Origin of the sequence: Nodosilinea sp. AN01ver1 (genome assembly GCF_050565655.1) — a bacterium.
Lineage (GTDB): Bacteria > Cyanobacteriota > Cyanobacteriia > Phormidesmidales > Phormidesmidaceae > Nodosilinea.
The window spans coordinates 1-20,449 of the sequence record NZ_JBNXVS010000069.1 but is presented as its reverse complement, the minus strand read 5'-3'; the positions used below and the strand labels follow the sequence as shown (position 1 = coordinate 20,449).

Here is a 20,449-nt window from a genome sequence, read left to right as displayed (position 1 = left end):
CCGTGGACAATCTCTTTGAGCTCATCGCCTCGTCGGGGTGCTCGCCCCCTGCTCTTTTACCGGCATAATCCTGGAGCTCTGGAGGCTTTCTCATTAAGCCTCCCTTATCGCTGTGACCAATTACGCATTGAGTTAATCAAAGTGCTGTGTGCGCCCATTGGCGTTCCCCTAGAAATGGCCAGAGTCTATCTAGAAGACGAAGATTAACTCTGTAGGGTGCATTCGTGGAGCAATGCACCATTAACCTGATGCCGCAATCGGTGCATTGCGTCCCTAAAGCGGATTCTAGGACAATTCGCTTAAGTTGATGGGCCGCGAATGCACCCTACAATTGACCTTTTGCCCACTCTCTCACCGATCGCCGCAGAGCGAGTCGCCCCGCCGATCGCTGCGATTCAATTAGCTGAGGCAGGGCGCGGATATCCAGCGTGGGAAACACCTGGCTTTGCTCTGATGTCGCGTAGCGATCGCCCTCCAGCAGATAAATTGTCAGCACGCCGCTGTCGTAGCACCAGATTTCGGGTACGCCGAGGCGGGCATAGATCGGGAAGCGATCGAGGGATTTGCTGGTGAGATCGACTTCAAGGGCGAGATCGGGGGGCGGGTCACGATCGAGATCAAACTTCAGCTTGCCCCGCACCAGCGCCTCGTTTTGGAAATAGAAGCAGTTGTCGGGTTCAATGCCCGCCTGCTGGGCCTCGCGCCGCCAGGTTGCTGATCCATAACTGGCATACTCCACAGTGAGTTCTTCAGCCATGTCTTTAACGGCATCACCGATAGTCTCTTTGAAGTACTCGTGCTCTGGCAGAGGGGCCATAATTTCTAAAAAGCCTTCGTCGTAGGCGATGCGGGTGCTGCGGTGGTTACCCAGCTCTGCCAAAATGGCTTCAAACTCAGCCCAGCTCACGTCGCGCAGCACTAGGCTCTTGCCTAGGGGTACCTCAATTTGGCGTAGTTCAAGGGTGACCATGGGGGCTTTTACCAGTAGGGAAGAACAAGCTGCTCGGCAGTCAACCTAAAGGTTAGGCAACGCGCTAGCAGAACCAACAAAAGCTAGGCTGGCGTTGGGTTCCACTTCGTTTCACCCAACCTACCTCTAAAAGATAACCAATCAGGCCGATACTACTGGGTACAACGGCTCTTGGCCATTCAAGCGCCAGAGGCTGATGCAGAGGGCAGTGGCGATCGCAAGCCACACCAGCGACGGCAAAATTACCCACCCCGCCAGCGGCACCACCTGAAAATAGCCAAGCGTGAGCACCGCCACCGACAGCAATGGCCCCACTATCACCATCGGCACGGCAGCCCCTAAGCGACCTTCTACCGTGAAAATCGTGTTCCAGGTGTCGCCCAGGCTGAGGTGCACCACGTAGAGCATCAGCGGCCAGCTCAAAAAGCTTTGCCCCATCGCCGACCACACCAAATAGGCCGACACCACTCGCAGCACAGCAATACTCATCCACACGATGGGGAAGGCCAGCGGTGGCGGTGCCCAGCCCGGACGCTGAAGCGACTTGTAGCGACCGCTGTTGCGGGTGTTGTCGAGCAGAGAGAAAAGGCGCGATCGCAGGGTCACAAAGGCAAAAAACGCGCAGGCAATGGCAGTCGTTGCCCAGGGAGCCAAGCCATTCAGGTTGAAGGATTCAAAGGCTACATCCATACCCCACAGCAGTGCAGTCATGGCCGCCACCTGGGCGATCGTCGCGCCGAGGTAGGTCAGCGTGGCTTTCTTGTCCCAGCGAGGATTGGCTAGATCGGTCTGAATGGTGGTGTCGCGGGTGGCTTCGTTCACCCCCATCACTGTATTAATGCCGCTTTTCACAAATTTCTTACTGCTCATTTGCCTTAAAGAAGTGGTTTATACAATGGCTCGGCTTCCCTTTTCTACCCCTGATCCTAAACCCTACCGGACGCTGCTACCGATAGAGTAAAGAAGGTCTATGGGCAACGGGGCAAACGCAATGGAAAACAGGTCACAAAAGCGGGTAGTGGTGGTTGGCGCAGGCTGGGCCGGGCTGGGTTCGGCCTATCACCTGGCCCGCCAGGGCTACGCCGTAACGTTGCTAGAAGCCGGAGCCTACCCCGGCGGGCTGGTCGCGGGCTGGCAAACACCTCAGGGTCGCGCCGTCGAAGCGGGCATTCATGGGTTTTGGTACCCCTACCGCAACATTTTTGCCCTCACCGACCATCTGGGCATTCAGCCCTTTACCGAGTGGACGCGATCGGCCCAGTATTCGCCCCAGGGGCTGGAGGTGGAGTCGCCGCTGTTTCAGGCCCAGCCCTACCTGCCTACGCCCCTGGGAACCTTTCTCTACACCGATTTCAAGCGCTTGCCGCTGATCGATCGCCTCTCGGCCCTGCCGCTGTTGCAAGCGCTGATCGACTTCGACAACTCTGACGAAGCCTGGCAAAAATACGATCGCATCACCGCCCGCGAGCTGTTTCGCCAGTACGGCGTGTCGGCCCGGCTCTACCACGAGTCGTTTGAGCCGATGCTGCTGGTGGGGCTGTTTGCGCCGGGGGAACAGTGCTCGGCGGCGGCGGCGTTGGGGATGCTCTACTACTTCATTCTCGCTCACCAGCCCGACTTTGACGTGCGCTGGTGTCGGGGCACGGTGGGGGCACAGATCTTTCGACCCTGGACGGAGGCGATCGCCCAGGCAGGCGGCAAAATTCTCGCTGACCACCGGGTATCGGATGTGTGGGTAGAGAACAACCGGGTAACGGCGGTGGTCTGCGGTGATGAAGTGTTTGAGGCCGATGCAGTGGTGTTCGCCGTGGGCATCAGCGGGCTGAAGAAGATTGTGGAGCAGTCGGCGGCGTTGCGCGATCGCCAGGAGTTCCGCGATATTCGCAACCTAGGGGCGATCGATGTGCTGGCCACGCGGCTGTGGCTCGATCGCAAAGTCACCATCCCCCGCCCCTCCAACGCCTGCTTTGGCTTTCACCCCACCACGGGCTGGACGTTCTTTGACCTCAATGCCCTCCACGACGAGTACCGCGACGAGCCGGGCACCGTAGTCGAGGCCGACTACTACCACGCCAACCAGCTCTTGCCGCTGGATGACGACCAGGCGATCGCCCAGGTGCAGCAAGATCTGGCCGGGTGCATTCCTGCCTTTGGCGAGGCGCAGGTGATCGACCACGCTGTGGTGCGCATTCCCCAGGGGGTGACGCACTTTGCCCCCGGCAGCTACCGCTATCTGCTGCCCGCCACCACCAGCTTCGACAACCTGTTCATGGCGGGCGACTGGATTGTGACGCGCCACGGCTCGTGGTCGCAGGAGAAGGCCTACGTGACCGGGCTGGAGGCGGCGAACCATGTGATTGCAAAGCTGGGCCAGGGGCAGCCTGCCGAAATTTTGCCCGTGATTCCGGATGAGCCGCACATTCAGGCGCTGCGATCGCTCAATCACTGGGTACGGCAGGGGTTACAGAACTTGCCTCAGTTTTGGCTACCCTAGCGCCTAGAGAGCATTAGCTAGCCTTGTAGCCTCGGAGACATTACATGCCATTGTCACAGCAGCTTTTGAATGACGCTCCTGGCACCGAGTCGGACGAAAGCAGCATATTTACAAAGCTGAGATGCACCCTGAATTGCGTCAATTCTGAAAGATTCTTGCGTTTACCCACTATATTGACCACAAGATAGCGAATCTATCCAAATCAAGCTGCTATGCGGCTAAGCTGTTGACCTTGTGATGGCTGTGCTGGCTCATGCCATCAAACTCCAGAGAAACGGGGGTTCGAAGCTGACCTTTCATCGTCAGATCGATCGCCTGCCACCACAGCAAACTCCAGCACTCTTTGCAAAAATTGCTCTGCAGTATAGCCGTCTCACCACATGTGCATCGGGAACGTACTGACTTGGCCATATTTATTTCCTCAGCATTGCATCAACTTATTCCAATTTTCGACGTAAGCAGCCTTTATTCTGCAGGCTCTACAGGGGTAGTTACGGTTCTCTCAAAGGGTATAAGTTTGTCATCGCCTTCGACTACTCCTAGCGAACTGGGCAACGCTGCGATCACAATTTTCGCTTTTAGGGATCAGGTGCCTTTAAGGCACCTGATCCCTAAACTTACTCAAAAAGAAGATGTTGAATCGAGTGCAGAGGACTCTTATCTGATGATTTCATAAATTGGCGATATTCAGCAGGGGTGCTGATTTGTTCAGATATATACTTCAGCTTTGGCAAAGTACCTCGCCGAATTCCCACATACTCGTGATAACTGGAAAACTCCCAGTCCTCGGGCTTCTCAACAAAACCGGCTTGCACTGGGTTCAGATGGATATAGCGGGTCAGATGCAGCAGATAACGGTCGTTATCGACATGAAGGGTTTGAAATCTGCCCTGAAATAACGATCCACACCTTTGGTAACGACGATTTATGGCATTGGTATATGACATCGTGAATCGATGCATCGCTGCCGACAGAGAATCGTCCCGTAGGTAAATCAGGATGTGGTAGTGATTAGGCATCAAGCAGTAAGCAATGACATGAACTGTTTCTTCGGCAACGTAGTAACGAAATTGCTTAAGAAAATACAGATAGTTGTTCCTCTCGAAAAAGAGGTTCTGGCGGTTGTTTCCACGATTGTAGAGATGGTAGTAATTCCCAGGCTCCAGGCTTCTCGAACGTCGTGGCATGGGGGCTACCTGCTGAGTGCCATAGGCTGTAGAGTTCCCCAACGGTAGCGAAAAGCTCGTCGATCCAGGGACCGGGTGCCTCCAAGGCACCCGGTCCCTTTGGATCAACTCACCTGTCGGTACCTCAGCAGGTAGCTAAACACTTCGCCCTGCTCTGGGGTGATCAAAATCCCCGATTTTGGGATGGTGAACAGGCGACTCCACTCCAGGCGCTCGGCGTACTGGAGCAGGTGCAGGTGGTTGATCGCGCCCTGCACTCCTTCTGGTGAGCCGATGATCAGGTGATGCAATCGCTCGCGTCCTGGCTGGGAGTTGGGAGTAGTCAGGCGTAAGGGGTTGAGGGACCGGGTGCTTTCAAAGCACCCGGTCCCTGAGATATAAAACAACATGAGGGATTCCTCCAAAGAGATGGATGGGCAGGAAACCCCCAAAAACTTGGCCGCCCCAGACATGTGCAGTTCAGGGCGGCCAGGTATGATCAACCTTAGCCTCCAAGACTGGGTAAGACAGTCAACGGGGTTAGCCGCTGGTTGGTGTCCCCACACCTTCCAGTGGCGCTTGACCAAATTTTTGGGAAGACAAGCTGCACGCAGACAGCTATAGCCGAGTAATGTAAGCGATCGCGCCACCCAGCGCAAGTAAGAATTGTTACACTCTCAGCCTCAGGTCATTGTCTCCTGCGCTGAGTAATTCCTGAGCCTAGTCGAGTAGTCTTTGAGCTTAGTCGAGTAGTCTTTGAGCTTAGTCGAGTAGTCTTTGAGCTTAGTCGAGTAGTCTCTGAGCTTAGTCCAGTAGTCTTTGAACCTAGTCCGAGAGTCTTTGGGATTGGTCCGAGAGTCTTTGGGATTGGTCAGAGAGTCTTTGGGATTGGTCGAAGAGTTGCGTAGTTGCTGTAGGTTGGGTGGAACGCAGTGAAACCCAACACTAGCCAATAATCTAGGGCTTGTTGGGTTTTGCTGGCGCGCCACCCAACCTGCAATTGAAGGCTTAACAGACCACTAGCTAGATGTAAGCAAGAAGCTCGACGCCGTAAGTGGTGCACTGTGGCCCAGAACACGAGACGGGGAGTAGCACGAGGACGTTAAGGCCAGGAATGCACCCAACGGATGCTGGGGTTGTTAGGTTATGGAGACTGGAACGGGAACCAATTTACCAGCCCAGCGATGGCGACCGTAGCGGTTGAGCAGCGGTCTGCGCCATCGCCGTTTGGGTGGCCCGGTGAGAATGGCCAGGCTGTAAACCACCAGGTAAACGCCAGCCCAAATGCTGTAGGCGTGGATGGAAACGCTAAGCTCAGGGCCGTCGTAGTGGCGCATGAGCGTAGTCGATAGGTCAACGATGTAGATGCCAAAGATGGCCCAGCGAATGAACGGAAAACACTTTCTAGCCAGAGGATAGCGGGCAGAACCGATGAATAAGACCGGATATTGCAGATACATCAGCAAAAAGAACGCCATGGCGAAGACTATGCCGATCGCCGCCAAAAGCGCGTGGTTTTCCCCCAATGAGTCGAGGGTGATGCCAAGAGCCAACAGCATGGCCGCAGTAACGTTGATCATCGCTATCCCTTAAACAGTCACTGGTTTATGTCAGAAAGTGTTCTAGGGGCTAGAGTTCCCCAACCGAGAAATAGTTTAGTCAGCCCAGAAAAGTTTGTAGATTTGCTGCAAAGTTGACCTCGTGGCCGGAATCGCCGCGATCGCCGCTGTAGTCTTGAAAGCGGGTATGTCGAGAGCTACCCCATCCAGTCAGCGCCAAGCATGAGCACCAGGGAGGTGACCTATGGCTGAGTCGGTATTAGCAGGCAACGTAACTCTTTTCCGGCAAGGCTAGGCGGCACCTCTGGTGGGTTGACCGCATGAAGCCTTGCCCTACATAGGCTTCATTTGAGGAAAAACCCTTGAATTTACACAACTTAGGCGGGTGGAATGCCACCTGCAAGCAGGCGTTTGCCCCCTGGGCAGAGGCCGGTTTTGAGGCGGGGCGAGTGGCGCTAGAGCACCGGGGCGCATACCAACTCTTGACCCCAACGGGCGAACTCTGGGCAGAGGTGACGGGGCAGTTTCGCCACCAGGCCGAGAGCGAACAGGCGTTTCCAGCGGTGGGCGACTGGGTGGCGTTTTATCGCGGCGACCCAGCCACCATTCACGCGGTGCTGCCCCGGCAGAGCGCGTTTGTGCGCAAGGCGGCGGGCGGCAAAACCGAGGGCCAGGTGGTGGCCGCCAATGTGGATACCGTGTTTTTGGTGACGGGTCTCGACGGCGACTTTAACCTGCGCCGCATCGAGCGCTACCTGGTGGCGGCCTGGGAGAGCCGGGCCAACCCGGTGATCGTGCTGAATAAGGCCGACACCTGCACGGATTTGGGCGATCGCCTCGCTCAGGTCGAATCGGTTGCCATCGGTGTTCCTATCCACGCCGTCAGCGCCGCGACGGGGGCCGGGCTAGAGCAGCTCACGCCCTACCTGGGTCTGGGGCAAACCGTGGCGCTGATTGGCTCGTCGGGGGTGGGCAAGTCGACGCTGACTAACCACTTTCTCGGCCTTCAGCAGCAGGCGACCCAGGCGGTGCGCGACGACGACAGTCGGGGGCGGCACACCACCACCGGGCGGCACCTGCTGCCCCTGCCCTCGGGGGCGCTGCTGATCGACACGCCGGGAATGAGGGAGCTACAGCTGTGGACAACCAGCGACGGGCTGGAGGCTACCTTTGCCGACATTGAGGAACTGGCGGCAGACTGCCGGTTTCGCGACTGTCGGCACCAGGGTGAGCCGGGCTGCGCGGTCGAGGAAGCGATCGCATCGGGCGCTCTAGAGCGCGATCGTCTGCACAGCTACCACAAGCTCCAGCGCGAGCAGCAGTGGCTCGACCAGCGCCAGGATGCCCGCGCCAGCCTCAACAGCAAGCGCAGGTGGAAGACAATCCACAAAGCAATGCGCGATCGCCCCAATCGATAGCGAAAAAGTCACCCTACCTGGGAGAGATTTTTTGGTGCAGTAGTCGCAATTTGCCAATTACTGCACCAAAAAACTGCATCACAGTTTATTTTTGTGAATCAGATTCCTAAGCTCCGACGCTTTCTTTTTAAGATGAGAGTTGTCGGTAAAAAAGGTATTAGCTCCTAAGAGAAATCTGATCTTTTTAGATTTCTGGAGCTTAGCTTTTGTTAATTTACCTTTAATCATCCAGCCGGATTACCTCCAGCCTCAAACTAATGCTTAGGATCTCTGAGGTTGGCTTTTGGCTGGTGTAGCGGCTGCAGCCCTTGTGCATCAAAGTCGGCGGCCTGTATATCTATCTTGTGGACGATTGACTTTGATCAAGCTCTAACGTTTTTGCGCCGCTGATGGCAGTTCGTAAGATTTGGTTGTTCGTAGCATTTTAGGCAACCATAGCGTTTGGGCATCACCCTACAGGACTCTCGAAAATGTCTACCTTTTCGTTGTTATTCATTGCAGTATTAGGCATTGCCCTACTGCTTTTTTTGGTTATTGTGCTGCGGCTTCAGGCCTTTCTGGCGCTGCTGCTGGTGAGCTTTTTTGTCGCCATTATCGGCGGCATTCCCCCGGCTGAGATTGCTGGCGTCATTCAGGAGGGGATGGGCAACACCCTGGGCTACATTGCCATTGTGATTGCCCTGGGGGCGATGTTTGGTGAGATTCTTCAGGTCTCGGGCGGGGCCGAGCAGATCGCTAACTCTTTGGTAAAAAAGTTTGGTCAAGACAACGCCCAGTGGGCACTGGGGCTGGCCGGGCTGGTAATTGCTATTCCGGTCTTTTTTGATGTGGCGCTGATTCTGTCAATTCCGCTGGTGTATAGCCTGGGGCGGCGAACGGGGCGATCGCTGCTGTACTACGCCATTCCGCTGGTGGCGGGTATTGCGGTGGGGCACTCGTTCATTCCGCCGACGCCGGGGCCGGTGGCGGTGGCCTCGCTACTGGGGGCCGACCTGGGCTGGGTCATTTTGATGGGAATACTGGCGGGCATTCCGGCGATGGCGATCGGCGGCGTGTTTTTCGGCAAGAAGATTGCCAGCAAAATTCACCTCGATGTGCCTGCCGAAATGGAAGAGGCCGCTCCGCCACCCCAGGGCACCCCGCTGAAAGAGCTGCCCAGCTTTGCTATGGTGATGACGCTGGTGGCCATTCCCCTGGTGCTGATTTTGCTCAACACCGTGCTGGGGGTAACGCTGCCCGAGGGCAACCCTGTGCGCAACTGGGCCGCCTTTATTGGCCATCCGTTTACGGCGCTGACGATTGTGACGCTGCTAGCGTTCTACTTTTTGGGCACGCTGCGCGGCTACACCCGCAACGACATTCAGCGCATTGCCACCAAATCGTTTGAGCCGATTGGATTAATTATTCTGGTTACTGGGGCTGGCGGCGTGTTTGGCCGCACCCTGATTGCCACGGGCGTTGGCGAAGCGCTGGCCACCGCTATGGCCGCCTCTAACCTGCCGATCATTCTGCTGGCCTTTTTGATTGCAACGGTGGTGCGGGTGAGCCAGGGTTCGGCCACGGTGTCGATGGTGACGGCGGCGGGCCTGGTGGCCCCAGCGGTAACGGCGGCCAACTATTCGGGGGCGATGGTGGGGGCAATTACCATTGCGATCGCATCGGGGGCCACGGTGCTCTCCCACGTCAACGACTCGGGCTTCTGGCTGGTGGGCAAGTTCTTAGGTATGACTGAGAAACAAACCCTGCAATCGTGGACGGTGATGGAGACCATCGTTGGCGTTGTGGGCCTGATCATTATGCTGATTGTGAGCCTGTTTCTGTAGCGCTGTCGCCTCTTAAAGGCCCTTTGAAAGGGGATCTGGTGCAACTTTAATGATCCATTGCTCCCCCCTGCCCCTTTGAAAAGGGGGGCTAAGCTTACTTCAAAGTCCCCCTTTCTCAGGGGGATTTAGGGGGATCGCTAGCTTTGGCAGGTAGTCTCCCAATCTCTAAATGCGCCCAAGTAGATCGCTAAAAAACTCTTAATTAGGATCATGGCTGACCAAAACTACATCATCGGGGTGGATATTGGCACCACCAGCACCAAGTCGGTGCTGTTTACCGAGACGGGCAAAGTCGTGGGCAAAGCCCTGGTCACCTACCCCCTCTACACCCCCGATGTCGCCACCGCCGAACAAGACCCGGAGGAGATTTTTACCGCCGTGGTCAAAACAGTACGGGGGGTGATGGACGCCTACGTGCTCAACCCGTCGCAGGTGCTGGGCTTGAGCTTTAGTGCGGCCATGCACAGCCTGATTTTGGTGGATAAGGACGGCGAACCAATCAGCCGCAGCATTACCTGGGCCGACAACCGCAGCACCGGCTGGGACAAGCGCATCAAGGCCGACATGGATGGCCACGCGGTTTACCGGCGTACGGGCACCCCCATTCACCCCATGTCGCCGTTGGTCAAGCTGGCCTGGCTGCGCCACGAGCAGCCCGAGCTATTTCAGCGGGCGGCGCGGTTTATTTCAATCAAAGAGTACGTGTTTTATCGGCTGATTGGTCGCTATGTGGTCGACCACTCCATTGCCACAGCGATGGGGTTGCTCAACCTGGAAACGCTGAACTGGGATCAGGGCGCGCTGGCGATCGCCGGAGTTGACCCCAGCCAGCTCTCTGAGCTGGTGCCGACCACCGCCGTGCTGCCGGGGCTCAAGCCCGCCATGGCCGAGGCAATGGGTCTGCGGGCCGAGACGCCGATCATTGCCGGGGCGAGCGATGGTGTGCTGTCGAACCTGGGGGTGGGGGCGATCGCCCCCGGTCTGGTCGCGGTCACGGTGGGCACCAGCGGCGCGGTGCGGGCGGTGGTCGATCGCCCCGTCACCGACCCTCAGGAGCGGCTGTTTTGCTACCCCCTGACCGAGCACCAGTGGGTGATTGGCGGCGCGGTCAACAACGGCGGCATTGCCCTGCGCTGGGTGCGTGACCAGCTGGCCGACGCCGAGGTAGCCACCGCCAAGCGCCTGGGCCAGGATGTCTACAGCCTGCTAACCAAGATGGCGGCGGCGGTGTCCCCCGGTTCAGAAGGGCTGCTGTTTCACCCCTACCTGATGGGCGAGCGATCGCCCCTGTGGAACGCCAACGCGCGGGCCTCGTTCTTTGGCCTCAGCGTCAAGCACACCAAATCGCATATGGTGCGATCGGTGCTGGAGGGTATTGTCTACAACCTCTACCTGGTGCTGAAGGCGCTGGAAGATTTTGCTGGCCCCGCCACGCTGATTCAGGCCACGGGCGGGTTTGCCGAGTCGCCCCTGTGGCGACAGATGATGGCCGATATTTTTAACCGCGAGGTGACTATTCCAGAGCACTACGAGAGCTCCTGCCTGGGGGCTGCCGTACTGGGCATGCACGGCCTGGGTCGGGTGCCATCGCTCGAAATGGTCAGCACCATGATTGGCGCAACCTATCGTCACCAGCCCATCCCCGAAAACGTGACAGTTTACAAGAAGGTGTTGCCCGTATTCGAGCGCCTGACCGAGGTATTTGCGCAAGAATACGACGCGATCGCCGCCCTGCAGGCCGAGCTAAGCGGCATCGCCCCCTAAATGTAGGGTGGGCACCGCCCACCACCCCCCAAATGCAGTTGGCACCGACTGTTTCGTCAACCTGGGGCCAGGGGATCAGCCTCGCTTCTGCCGCTCAATAACAAACCGCCGCCGCTCCGCTGGGGGCAGCGATTGGTAGTCGCCATAGAAGCGACTAAAGCGCCAAAACTGAGCCGCTGCGCTTTGCAAGCGTTGGCCCCAGCCCTGGGGATTGTGAACTGTTTCAGAAATATGGCTGGTTCTAAGCATGACAGCTCCTTTGATATTGGGGCGTGAGTAGGTTTTGCTGTGCGATCGCGCACTCTAGCCGCCCCCCATGCCTCACAAACAGGCAGCAGGGGCGACAGGCTTGATGGTGGCGATCGTCGTCCTCCAACTAGTCAGCAAGCGTTAGGGAGGAACGCCGATCGCTTGGGTAAAACCGCGATCGCTGTATTCGATAGCTCAATTCTCGTTCAAGCAGGGCGATCGGAACAGAGGCAGTCACAGCAAATTGCTACCGCAACAGTTTGGCTTTGTGCAACTGTTCGGTGAATATCGCTTAGAACTGTATTGGTCTTTGAACTTTAAGAAGTGGTAGGGATGCGATCGCCCTCCTTTGATGTCCAGCTCAGCGCTCAAACTGGACTTTTCCATAGAACGAAGGTTGAGGCATTACTACCATCTTCAAGATGCGGATTTTTTTGCCGCATCTTGTATCCGCCGTTGAAGATGAGTGACAACTTCAGGAGGCAATTCATCTTCTGGTTGAACCAGTTCTCGACTCGCTAAGGCAGCCTCAATCTCAGCGGAGGATGCTTCTCCTAACCCTTCTAACAAGGTGTGCAACAACTGCCTTTGACCATCAATGTTATTTGCTGTTACTGGCCGCATAATTTTAGACATAGTCAAGTTCAAACGTAGTGAAATCCAACAGAGGTCTACCTCGCTGGGTCCTGCTAGCACGCCACCCAGCCAACGCATCAGCAGTACTGCCTTAAAGGATTTTCAGGCAGCCATAAAAATACCTTAATTAATCGAAATTAAAATCATTCAAAAGCAGAAAAACGCTATTTTAAGCTACTTTAAATTACTGTACTGAGCAGGCGACTCGAAAACCAGTGCCGTGATATCTATAACTTATCCCAGTATCCGAGCGAAACGCTGAACAGCAGTTTAAATCATAGTAATCGAACGAACCTCCTCTAATCACAACTAAACCATCATCATAGCCTGTTCCCCATGAACTGCCATCGTTGGGTGCGCCAGTATAATCATAGTGCCAGGCATCTTGGCAAAGCTCATAAACATTACCGTGCATGTCGTAAAGCCCAAATGCGTTTGGGAAATAACTGCCAACCGGCACTGTTTGTAAGTACTGCACTCCATCTGGGTTATAAGCCGCGACACACCCCTCTGATGGAACGGGGGTTTCTACAGGCAAGCTTTCAGAAGCATCCATATCCCAATAATTCGCGAGTCGAGTGTTAATTTGCGAGCCAAAACTGTAGTAGGTAGTAGTGCCAGCACGGCAGGCATATTCCCACTCGGCTTCGCTTGGCAACCTGTAATTTCTTCCTGTAAGTTCAGAAATTCTTGCGCAAAACTCAACAGCATCGCACCATGAAACATTCTCCACGGGAAGGTAATCACCCTCATGGGCAGAGAGGTTGTGTTGCATAATGGCTTTCCATTGCTTTTGTGTAACTTGAAACTTGCCCATGTAAAATTCAGAGACCTTCACTTCATGCGGCGGAGGCGAACAGACATAGTTGTCTTCCTCAGGTGAACCCATAGTGAAGTTTCCGCCAGGAATCAGAAGCATTTCCAACGTAGTATCGCTTCCCAAGCTTTCAGTGAAGTATTCGGCTGATTTATGAATAGTTTTAATTTCGCCACCCTCTAGAACAACGGTGTCAAAGCCTAAGACTTGACGCTGAACATCTTTTTTTAGAGGTGATTGAGATAAAACTTGTACTTCAGGGTATATGAATTTTTGCTTAGGTAGGACAACGGTTTCCATATGCCTAACTGCAATCTGAGTCATCTCCTCAAGATTCTCCCGCCGATCTTCAGGCAGATTCCTAATCAATTCTTGAACATTTTCGGGTAAATCCTGGTTTTTATTTTCCATGGAATTTTTGACATCTTAATTGATTGCACAATAGCATTCACGTTGTTTTCAGGTTGCTGGACAAGCCACAACAACTCGAAAGATAAAGATACTCAGCTCATATAAAGCCGCGCCACGCCTTCTTTGATCACTTCCACCAGCTGCTCCTGGCGCAGGCTGACGTGGGCCGCCATACAGTTCACTGCCGCGTCCACATTGCGGTCTTGAATAGCTTGCAAAATCAGCTGGTGCTCGGCGCAGGTGTTGCGGCGGTAGGGCTCTTGCTCCATAGAGATCAGCCGCAGATAGTGGGCGCGGGCGTTGACGTTTTGCAGCATGTGCAGCAGCTCGCTATTTTGCGATAGTTCCGCCAACCGCTCGTGGAAGGTTTCGTCGCAGCGGGCGCAGTCTACCGGGGGCAGGGTGCAGAATTTTTCGGCGGCGGCTTTCCAGAACTGAGTCAAAGCTTCGATTTCGTCGTCGCTGGCGCGCTGGGTGGCTAGCTTGGCACTCATCATCTCCAGGCCGCAGCGCACTTCGTAGAGGTCAAACACGCGCTTGGTATCGAGTGGTTTGCAGGAAAAACCCTTGCGGGGCACAAAGTCGAGCAGACCCTCGGCCACCAGGCGGTTGAGCACTTCGCGCAGGGGCGTGCGGCTGACCCCAAAAGAGGCGGCGAGTTCGACTTCGTTGAGCGGCTCGCCGGGGCGAAACTTGTAGGTCATCGCCATCTGCTTGAGCTGCTGGTAGATACGATCGACGCTGCTGCCAGATTTTTTATGGCTGATCTTGGTAGCCTGGGCCTTAGGAGCCTGATAACCTGCTTTGGCCACGATCGCACTCCAATGTCAAAAAGAACAAATAACGGTATCTGAGACTACGGAAGTTACGGTTTGCAGCCCTTAACGTCTCTTGTATACAACGCTGAATTCAGGGCTTAATACCCTGAGGTATTCATTATTGTAGGTTCAGTATACGTAACCCTCTCTGTTCTGGATACTGAGCCTCAAGGATTTCATGAGAGGGTATTGGTCGGTTCTCGCTTCGCTCGTTGTTTGACTGTTTCATCTACTTAGGTTCATCTACTTAGGCTTTTGCTATGACGTTTCCTCGTACTCCTGATTCTTTTGCCCTGGCTCTCAATCGGCGGCGGTTTTTGCGCTACAGCTCTCTGGCTTTGGGGGCGGGGGCGCTGGCAGCCTGCGCTGGTGGCGGTTCGCAAAATGCATCGACCCCGGCTGATGCCTCTGCGGCTTCGGGCGAACTGGATAAAGTGACCTTTGGCACTAGCTGGTTTGCCCAGGCCGAGCACGGCGGCTTTTACCAGGCGGTGGCCACCGGCATTTACGCCGACCACGGGCTGGATGTCACCATCAGCATGGGCGGCCCCCAAGTGAACGGCAACCAGCTGCTAATGGCCGGGGCGCACGACTTTAAGATGGGCTACGCGATCGACGCCATCAACTCCATTCAAGAAGGGGTGCCTAAGGTGACGGTAGCCGCTATTTTCCAGAAAGATCCCCAGGCGCTGATGGCCCACCCCAATGCGGGGATTGAGTCGTTTGAAGACCTGAAGGGCAAAACCATTCTGATGTCGACCAGCGCCCACACTACCTTCTGGCCCTTTATCAAGGCGAAGTACGGCCTCAGCGACGACCAGATGGGGGTTTATACCTTTAATGTAGGACCGTTTGTGGCCGATAAAAACGTGGTGCAGCAGGGCTACATTACCTCCGAACCCTTTGCCATTGAGAAAGAGGGTGGCTTTGAGCCGGTGGTGCTGCTGATGGCCGACCATGGCTACCCCAACTACACCACCACCATTGAAACCCGCCGCGAAATTATGGAGGGCAACCCTGACCTGGTGCAGCGGTTTGTAGATGCCTCGATTAAGGGCTGGTATAGCTATCTAACGGATCCTGCCCCTGGCAATGAGCTGATCAAGCAAGACAACCCCGAAATGAGCGATGAGCAGCTGGCCTTTGGCCTCGCCAAGCTCAACGAGTACGGCATTATTAATAGCGGCGAGGCCGAGACCCAAGGCATTGGCGCGATGACCGACGATCGCTGGCAGGAAATTTTTACCACAATGTCTGATCTGGGCGCGTTTGAAGACTCGGTGGACTACAAGCAGGCCTATTCGCTGGAGTTTGTGAACAAGGGGCCAGAGGCTTACCAGGCCTAAGCGATCGCCTACATAGCACCGTTACGCATCGAATTGTTCACCCATGACCCTCCAGGCCGGAGGCTTGGCCGATGATTGTTTCAACGTCAACGAGCGCGATCGCCATGCAGACCCAACCCATTCTCACCCTGGAGCAGGTGGGCAAAACCTACGCCAACGGCACCGTGGCCCTGCAAGACTTTAGCCTCGCCGTCGAGCCGGGCACCATCACCAGCCTGGTGGGGCCGTCGGGCTGCGGTAAGAGCACGGTGCTGCGAATTATCTCAGAACTGGGCGACCTGACCACCGGGCGCATGACCTGGCAAAGCGGCGACCACAGGTTGGCCTACGTCTTTCAAGAGGCAGCGCTGATGCCCTGGGCCACGGTAATGGATAACATTCGGCTGCCGCTGAAGCTGGCCAAGGTGCCGAAACGGCAGGCGCTGGAGCTGGCATCGGAGGCGATCGCCCAGGTCGGCCTGCAGGGTTTTGAGCGAGTCTACCCCCGCGAACTCTCCGGCGGCATGAAAATGCGCGTCTCGATCGCCCGTGCCCTGGTCACCCAGCCCAACGTGCTGCTGATGGATGAACCCTTCGGTGCCCTGGATGAAATGACTCGTGGCAAGCTCAATCAGGATTTGCTCACCCTTCAGCACCAGCGCAACCTGACTATTCTGTTCGTCACCCACAGCATTTATGAGGCGGTATACCTGGCCCACCGAGTCGTGGTAATGGCCTCAAAGCCGGGGCGCGTGGTAGCCGATATTGCGATCGACAGCCCTCACCCCCGCGACCCCGACTACCGCACCTCAGCCCAGTTCAACCGCTACTGCCGCGATGTCTCCCACAGTTTGTCTACAGCCATGGGCGAACCCCTGGCGCTGGCCCTTTAGCAGATCTCATTTGTAGGTTGGGTGGAACGGAGTGTAACCCAACACAATCAACTCTTTAGTTGGGTTCCGCTAGCGCTCCACCCAACCTACCCCTTTAACTGGCAGAGAAATCCGGTTTCTCGGTCAGCAGGCCAGTTCTGCCTTTGAAAAGCGAAAACGAAACCGAGTTTCTAGTCGCCCCAATCCAACATCCCTGATAGTTTGACAAGCTCACCACAAGTCCAAAATCCAAAACCGGTACTGCCATGCTGTTTCCCGCCCTAGAACGACCCCAAACACAGCTTCGGTGGGTGAAGTCGCTACTCTCCCCCGACGTGCTGGCTCCAGTTATCGTCGGCCTCATCCTGCTCACCGCCTGGGAACTGGCTGTGCGCATTACCAACACGCCTCCCTACCTGCTGCCCGGCCCCATCCTCATTCTGCAGACCCTGGCAAAGGATTGGCCCACGCTATTTCCCTCCTGGTTTGTGACGATGAAAATCGCCTTCACAGCCCTGGTGGCCGCCACGCTGTCGGGGCTTTTCGTCGCCATTCTTTTTGCCCAGAGCAAGTGGATCGAACGCAGCTTCTTTCCCTACGCCGTGCTGCTGCAAACCACGCCCATCGTCGCCGTCGCGCCCCTGATCATCATCTGGCTCAAGAACAACACCTTCGCCGCCCTGGTGGTCTGCGCCTGGATAGTCGCCTTCTTTCCCATCGTGTCGAACACCGTGCTGGGGCTGAACAGCACCGACCCGTCGCTAGTGAACCTATTTAAGCTCAACAAAGCCAGTCGCTGGCAAACCCTGTGGTACCTGCGGCTGCCCACCAGCCTGCCCTACTTTCTTGCGGGCCTGCGGATTAGCGGCGGCCTGGCGCTGATTGGGGCAGTGGTAGCGGAATTTGTCGCGGGAACTGGCGGTGCCCAATCGGGGCTGGCCTACCAAATTTTGATCGCGGGCTACAACCTGCAAATTCCTCGGATGTTTGCGGCGCTGCTGCTGATTACGGTGTCGGGGATCGCCATTTTTGCCGCTCTCTCAGCCCTATCGAACGTTTTGCTCAAGAATTGGCACTCCAGCGCCATGAAACATGAAAATTAGCCGATCTACGTAGGGTGCATTCGCGGCTCCCCGAACCCGGCCTACAACTCTTAACTCCCCGTGCCGCAATGCACCGCTAGAGCATCTTGTAACGGACATATTTGCATTCCATTGCGTTAACGGAATTCTTTATAGGAGATCGGTGCATTGCTTCGCTGCGCTTCGCGAATGCACCCTACGCCCCCTTACCCCTACCGGAGACCCCTATGCTGACTACTCAACAACCCGTGCTGCGGCGCTTCTGGTACCCCGTCATTCCGCTAGATCATCTAATTAATGGTCCTCAATCGTTCACGCTGATGGGCGAACCGCTGGTGCTATGGATCGACGAAAATGGGCAACCGGCGGCACTGCGCGATCGCTGCTGTCACCGTTCCGCCCAGCTCTCAAAAGGCATTGTAAAAGACGGCTGCGTGCGCTGCCCCTACCACGGCTGGCAATACGACGCCGAGGGCACCTGCGTCAACGTGCCTCAGCTCGATGCCGATGCGGCAATCCCCAAAACCTACCGGATCGATGCCTTCCAATGCGTTGAGCGCTACGGCTACGTCTGGGTCTGTTTGGATGAAAATCCGCTCCAGCCGATTCCCGAAATTCCAGAATTTGCCGACAGCAATTTTCGGTTCATCCACGAGTTCTACGAACCCTGGAAAGTGGGGGGGCTGCGCGCGATCGAGAACTCTTTTGACAGCGCCCACGGGCACTTCGTTCACGCCAGCTCGTGGGGCGATATGTCGAACCCGCAGCCGCCGCCGATTGACGACGTGACCGAAACCGACTTTGGCTTTGTGATGAGGCACTGGTTGGAGGTGCTCAACCCCGACCTGCAAAAGAAGAACCTTGGCATTGCCGCTGAAAAGACGATTCGTACCAACACTCGCACCTGGTATATGCCCTTCGCCCGCACCCTCAAAATTCAGTACCCGAACGGGCTAGAGCACATCATTTTCACGGCCTACACGCCCATCGACGACCAGCATTCTCAAGTCGTGCAGTTTTGCCTGCGCAACGACACCGAGGCGGAAGCCAAAGCCGCCGACATCATCGCGTTCGATCGCCAGGTTACCGCCGAAGATCGGGTAATTCTGGAGGGCACCGACTACGATGCGCCGCTGAGTTTGGCCGCAGAGCAGCACATGGCCAGCGATCGCCCCGGTATTCTTATGCGCCATCGGCTGGCCAAACTGCTGAGGGAGCACGGCGAGGTTGAGCAGCGGCGGCAGAACCAGCCTTCCCCAACGGCCAAAATTCTTGAGAAAGCGAGCGTAAGTTGATGGTGGGCCGTGCCCACCCTACGGCTAATGGACTACAGTGGCGCATTAACCCACATTCATCCTGATGCCATGAATACTCCTGAGCAGTGTCAGACTATGGCCGACATTCGCGCCGAAATCGATCGCCTCGATCGCCAGGTGATTGCCCTGTTGGGTCAGCGCTTTGCCTATGTCAAAGCCGCAGCTAAATTCAAAACCAGCGAGACTGCGGTCAAAGCGCCAGAGCGATTCGAGTCCATGCTCCAGCAGCGCCGGGTCTGGGCCGAAACCGAGGGGCTAAACGGAGATGCGATCGAGTCCCTCTACCGCGACCTGGTCAACCACTTTATCGCCGAAGAAATGAAGCACTGGCAGCAATCCCAACCGCAAGAACCCTAAACCTGTTCCCCCTTAGCTCAGGCGATATCCAGGGCTCACCCATCCACCCCTTCACTCTCCCACCCATCTACCCACGCACCCCTTCGACTCCGCTCAGGGGACGCGACCCACCTACCTCTAAGGATCACCCATGCTCGTCACCCAACACCCCGTCCTGCGCCGCTTCTGGTACCCCGTCATGCCGATCGCCGATCTCACCGACGGCCCACAATCCTTTACGCTGCTGGGCGAACCCCTGGTGCTGTGGCTGACGACAGAGGGGGAGCCTGCTGCCCTGCGCGATCGCTGCTGCCACCGCTCCGCCAAACTCTCGATGGGCATTGTGCAAAACGGCTGCGTGCGCTGCCCTTACCACGGCTGGTCCTATAACGCCGATGGATCCTGTGCGAACGTGCCCCAGCTCGATCCCGGCGTAGCGATTCCTAAAACCTATCGGGTTGATGCCTTCCAGTGTGCAGAACGCTACGGCTATGTATGGGTGTGTTTATCGGAGGATCCCTTACTACCGCTGCCGGAAATTTCTGAGGCCGAGGTGTCCGAAAATCGGCTCATTCCCCAGTTCTACGAGCCCTGGCAGTGCAGCGGCCTGCGGGTGATGGAAAACTCTTTTGACAATGCCCACTTCAGCATCGTCCACGCCGAATCGTTTGGGGTGACCGAGCAGCCTAAGCCCGCCAGGTCAGAGATTGTGCCGCTGGAGCTGGGGCTGAAGGTGTACGCCACCGTGCCTGTTGTAAACCCGCCCACCCAGCAAAAGAACCTCAACATTCCCGATCGCCTGACCGTGCGCGAGGTGGAATCGACCTGGTACGTGCCCTTTAGCCGCACGCTGAAGATCACCTACCCCAACGGGCTGATGCATTTGATCTTTACGGCAGCGACTCCGGTGAGCGATCGCACCTCCCAGCTCGTGCAGTTCTGCATTCGCAACGACAGTGAGGCCGACGCCAGCGCCGAGTCGATTATCGCCTTCGATCGCCAGGTGGTGAACGAAGACAAAGTGGTGCTGGAATCGACCGACTACGACACCCCAGTGGACGTGTCCTGTGAACAGCACATGCCGTCAGATCAGCCGGGTATCATCATGCGGCGACAGCTGGCAGCGCTGATTAAGATCCATGAGGTTCAGAAGGATGAACCTGTTTTAGCTGGGATGTCCAGAATTGGATGATCTTCAAACGCCTGAAAATCAAGGCCTTGGATGCGCTGCTGAATTGTTTCAATGGCAAGCAAGATATCCTGCACTCGGCACTGGTCTGCTAGGCGTTGATAAGTAAAATGGCTGTAGTGCAACTACTTCAGCCTGATGGATTGTCCTCACTGCCAGAGCCAACAAGTTGTCAAAAACGGGCGAGAGTCGCTTTCGGACGGC

At 56.2% G+C, this 20,449-nt stretch carries 20 protein-coding genes; 11 read left to right on the top strand and 9 right to left on the bottom strand.

Annotated elements, in window-relative coordinates; all coding sequences use genetic code 11:
* Positions 1-325: 325 nt before the first annotated feature.
* Together ACQ4N7_RS28010 and ACQ4N7_RS28005 are read right to left on the bottom strand one after the other, a co-directional pair.
* A complete protein-coding gene (locus ACQ4N7_RS28010; protein WP_430714732.1) occupies positions 326-970 on the bottom strand; it encodes a Uma2 family endonuclease in 645 nt (214 codons plus the stop codon).
* Between the two features lie 141 nt (positions 971-1,111).
* Complete coding sequence (locus ACQ4N7_RS28005) at positions 1,112-1,840, bottom strand: TspO/MBR family protein (protein ID WP_430714731.1); 729 nt, start codon at positions 1,838-1,840, stop codon at positions 1,112-1,114.
* Between the two features lie 121 nt (positions 1,841-1,961).
* Here ACQ4N7_RS28005 and ACQ4N7_RS28000 point away from each other — a divergent pair, with 121 nt between their 5' ends.
* Positions 1,962-3,464 (top strand): hydroxysqualene dehydroxylase, encoded by a 1,503-nt coding sequence (locus ACQ4N7_RS28000; RefSeq protein WP_430714730.1) that lies wholly within the window; start codon positions 1,962-1,964, stop codon positions 3,462-3,464.
* Between the two features lie 617 nt (positions 3,465-4,081).
* Here ACQ4N7_RS28000 and ACQ4N7_RS27995 read toward each other — a convergent pair.
* From ACQ4N7_RS27995 to ACQ4N7_RS27985, 3 genes are all read right to left on the bottom strand, one after another.
* Positions 4,082-4,651, bottom strand: a complete 570-nt coding sequence (locus ACQ4N7_RS27995; protein ID WP_430714729.1) for an REP-associated tyrosine transposase — start codon at positions 4,649-4,651, stop codon at positions 4,082-4,084.
* 104 nt (positions 4,652-4,755) lie between these two features.
* Positions 4,756-5,040, bottom strand: coding sequence for a hypothetical protein (locus tag ACQ4N7_RS27990; RefSeq protein WP_430714728.1), 285 nt, complete (start codon positions 5,038-5,040; stop codon positions 4,756-4,758).
* Between the two features lie 729 nt (positions 5,041-5,769).
* A complete protein-coding gene (locus ACQ4N7_RS27985) occupies positions 5,770-6,210 on the bottom strand; it encodes a hypothetical protein (RefSeq protein WP_430714727.1) in 441 nt (146 codons plus the stop codon).
* Positions 6,211-6,551: 341 nt separating this feature from the next.
* Here ACQ4N7_RS27985 and rsgA point away from each other — a divergent pair, with 341 nt between their 5' ends.
* From rsgA to gntK, 3 genes are all read left to right on the top strand, one after another.
* Positions 6,552-7,607 carry a ribosome small subunit-dependent GTPase A gene (gene rsgA, locus ACQ4N7_RS27980; RefSeq protein WP_430714726.1) on the top strand — a complete coding sequence of 352 codons (1,056 nt, stop codon included), beginning with the start codon at positions 6,552-6,554 and terminating at the stop codon, positions 7,605-7,607.
* 470 nt (positions 7,608-8,077) lie between these two features.
* On the top strand, positions 8,078-9,430 hold the full coding sequence (locus ACQ4N7_RS27975; protein ID WP_430714725.1) for a gluconate:H+ symporter: 1,353 nt from the start codon (positions 8,078-8,080) through the stop codon (positions 9,428-9,430).
* Positions 9,431-9,640: 210 nt separating this feature from the next.
* A complete protein-coding gene (gntK, locus tag ACQ4N7_RS27970; RefSeq protein WP_430714724.1) occupies positions 9,641-11,194 on the top strand; it encodes a gluconokinase in 1,554 nt (517 codons plus the stop codon).
* Positions 11,195-11,269: 75 nt separating this feature from the next.
* On the opposite strand, the gene ACQ4N7_RS27965 is transcribed toward gntK, so the two are convergent.
* The 4 genes from ACQ4N7_RS27965 to ACQ4N7_RS27950 form a co-directional block, all read right to left on the bottom strand.
* Complete coding sequence (locus tag ACQ4N7_RS27965; protein WP_430714723.1) at positions 11,270-11,443, bottom strand: hypothetical protein; 174 nt, start codon at positions 11,441-11,443, stop codon at positions 11,270-11,272.
* A gap of 417 nt (positions 11,444-11,860) precedes the next feature.
* A complete protein-coding gene (locus tag ACQ4N7_RS27960; protein ID WP_430714722.1) occupies positions 11,861-12,079 on the bottom strand; it encodes a hypothetical protein in 219 nt (72 codons plus the stop codon).
* A 184-nt stretch (positions 12,080-12,263) separates the two neighbouring features.
* Positions 12,264-13,307: a formylglycine-generating enzyme family protein gene (locus tag ACQ4N7_RS27955; protein ID WP_430714721.1), complete on the bottom strand. Its 1,044-nt coding sequence runs from the start codon at positions 13,305-13,307 to the stop codon at positions 12,264-12,266.
* Positions 13,308-13,399: 92 nt separating this feature from the next.
* On the bottom strand, positions 13,400-14,119 hold the full coding sequence (locus tag ACQ4N7_RS27950; protein ID WP_430714720.1) for a GntR family transcriptional regulator: 720 nt from the start codon (positions 14,117-14,119) through the stop codon (positions 13,400-13,402).
* Positions 14,120-14,385: 266 nt separating this feature from the next.
* Between ACQ4N7_RS27950 and ACQ4N7_RS27945 the strand changes: the two genes are divergently transcribed.
* The 7 genes from ACQ4N7_RS27945 to ACQ4N7_RS27915 form a co-directional block, all read left to right on the top strand.
* Positions 14,386-15,471: an ABC transporter substrate-binding protein gene (locus tag ACQ4N7_RS27945; RefSeq protein WP_430714719.1), complete on the top strand. Its 1,086-nt coding sequence runs from the start codon at positions 14,386-14,388 to the stop codon at positions 15,469-15,471.
* A gap of 104 nt (positions 15,472-15,575) precedes the next feature.
* Positions 15,576-16,343 carry an ABC transporter ATP-binding protein gene (locus ACQ4N7_RS27940; protein ID WP_430714735.1) on the top strand — a complete coding sequence of 256 codons (768 nt, stop codon included), beginning with the start codon at positions 15,576-15,578 and terminating at the stop codon, positions 16,341-16,343.
* 245 nt (positions 16,344-16,588) lie between these two features.
* Positions 16,589-17,425 (top strand): ABC transporter permease, encoded by an 837-nt coding sequence (locus tag ACQ4N7_RS27935; RefSeq protein ID WP_430714718.1) that lies wholly within the window; start codon positions 16,589-16,591, stop codon positions 17,423-17,425.
* Between the two features lie 206 nt (positions 17,426-17,631).
* Positions 17,632-18,699: a Rieske 2Fe-2S domain-containing protein gene (locus tag ACQ4N7_RS27930; RefSeq protein ID WP_430714717.1), complete on the top strand. Its 1,068-nt coding sequence runs from the start codon at positions 17,632-17,634 to the stop codon at positions 18,697-18,699.
* A 69-nt stretch (positions 18,700-18,768) separates the two neighbouring features.
* On the top strand, positions 18,769-19,077 hold the full coding sequence (locus tag ACQ4N7_RS27925; RefSeq protein ID WP_430714734.1) for an isochorismate lyase: 309 nt from the start codon (positions 18,769-18,771) through the stop codon (positions 19,075-19,077).
* Positions 19,078-19,207: 130 nt separating this feature from the next.
* Positions 19,208-20,248: a Rieske 2Fe-2S domain-containing protein gene (locus tag ACQ4N7_RS27920; RefSeq protein WP_430714716.1), complete on the top strand. Its 1,041-nt coding sequence runs from the start codon at positions 19,208-19,210 to the stop codon at positions 20,246-20,248.
* Between the two features lie 135 nt (positions 20,249-20,383).
* The coding region (locus tag ACQ4N7_RS27915; protein WP_430714733.1) for a transposase-like zinc-binding domain-containing protein at positions 20,384-20,449 on the top strand (66 nt) is incomplete at its 3' end.

Coding starts and splice junctions, on each gene's coding strand:
- ACQ4N7_RS28010 (WP_430714732.1), bottom strand. CDS start 970: ATGGTCACCCTTGAACTACGCCAAATTGAGGTACCCCTAGGCAAGAGC.
- ACQ4N7_RS28005 (WP_430714731.1), bottom strand. CDS start 1,840: ATGAGCAGTAAGAAATTTGTGAAAAGCGGCATTAATACAGTGATGGGG.
- ACQ4N7_RS28000 (WP_430714730.1), top strand. CDS start 1,962: ATGGAAAACAGGTCACAAAAGCGGGTAGTGGTGGTTGGCGCAGGCTGG.
- ACQ4N7_RS27995 (WP_430714729.1), bottom strand. CDS start 4,651: ATGCCACGACGTTCGAGAAGCCTGGAGCCTGGGAATTACTACCATCTC.
- ACQ4N7_RS27990 (WP_430714728.1), bottom strand. CDS start 5,040: ATGTTGTTTTATATCTCAGGGACCGGGTGCTTTGAAAGCACCCGGTCC.
- ACQ4N7_RS27985 (WP_430714727.1), bottom strand. CDS start 6,210: ATGATCAACGTTACTGCGGCCATGCTGTTGGCTCTTGGCATCACCCTC.
- ACQ4N7_RS27975 (WP_430714725.1), top strand. CDS start 8,078: ATGTCTACCTTTTCGTTGTTATTCATTGCAGTATTAGGCATTGCCCTA.
- gntK (WP_430714724.1), top strand. CDS start 9,641: ATGGCTGACCAAAACTACATCATCGGGGTGGATATTGGCACCACCAGC.
- ACQ4N7_RS27965 (WP_430714723.1), bottom strand. CDS start 11,443: ATGCTTAGAACCAGCCATATTTCTGAAACAGTTCACAATCCCCAGGGC.
- ACQ4N7_RS27960 (WP_430714722.1), bottom strand. CDS start 12,079: ATGTCTAAAATTATGCGGCCAGTAACAGCAAATAACATTGATGGTCAA.
- ACQ4N7_RS27955 (WP_430714721.1), bottom strand. CDS start 13,307: ATGGAAAATAAAAACCAGGATTTACCCGAAAATGTTCAAGAATTGATT.
- ACQ4N7_RS27945 (WP_430714719.1), top strand. CDS start 14,386: ATGACGTTTCCTCGTACTCCTGATTCTTTTGCCCTGGCTCTCAATCGG.
- ACQ4N7_RS27940 (WP_430714735.1), top strand. CDS start 15,576: ATGCAGACCCAACCCATTCTCACCCTGGAGCAGGTGGGCAAAACCTAC.
- ACQ4N7_RS27935 (WP_430714718.1), top strand. CDS start 16,589: ATGCTGTTTCCCGCCCTAGAACGACCCCAAACACAGCTTCGGTGGGTG.
- ACQ4N7_RS27930 (WP_430714717.1), top strand. CDS start 17,632: ATGCTGACTACTCAACAACCCGTGCTGCGGCGCTTCTGGTACCCCGTC.
- ACQ4N7_RS27925 (WP_430714734.1), top strand. CDS start 18,769: ATGAATACTCCTGAGCAGTGTCAGACTATGGCCGACATTCGCGCCGAA.
- ACQ4N7_RS27920 (WP_430714716.1), top strand. CDS start 19,208: ATGCTCGTCACCCAACACCCCGTCCTGCGCCGCTTCTGGTACCCCGTC.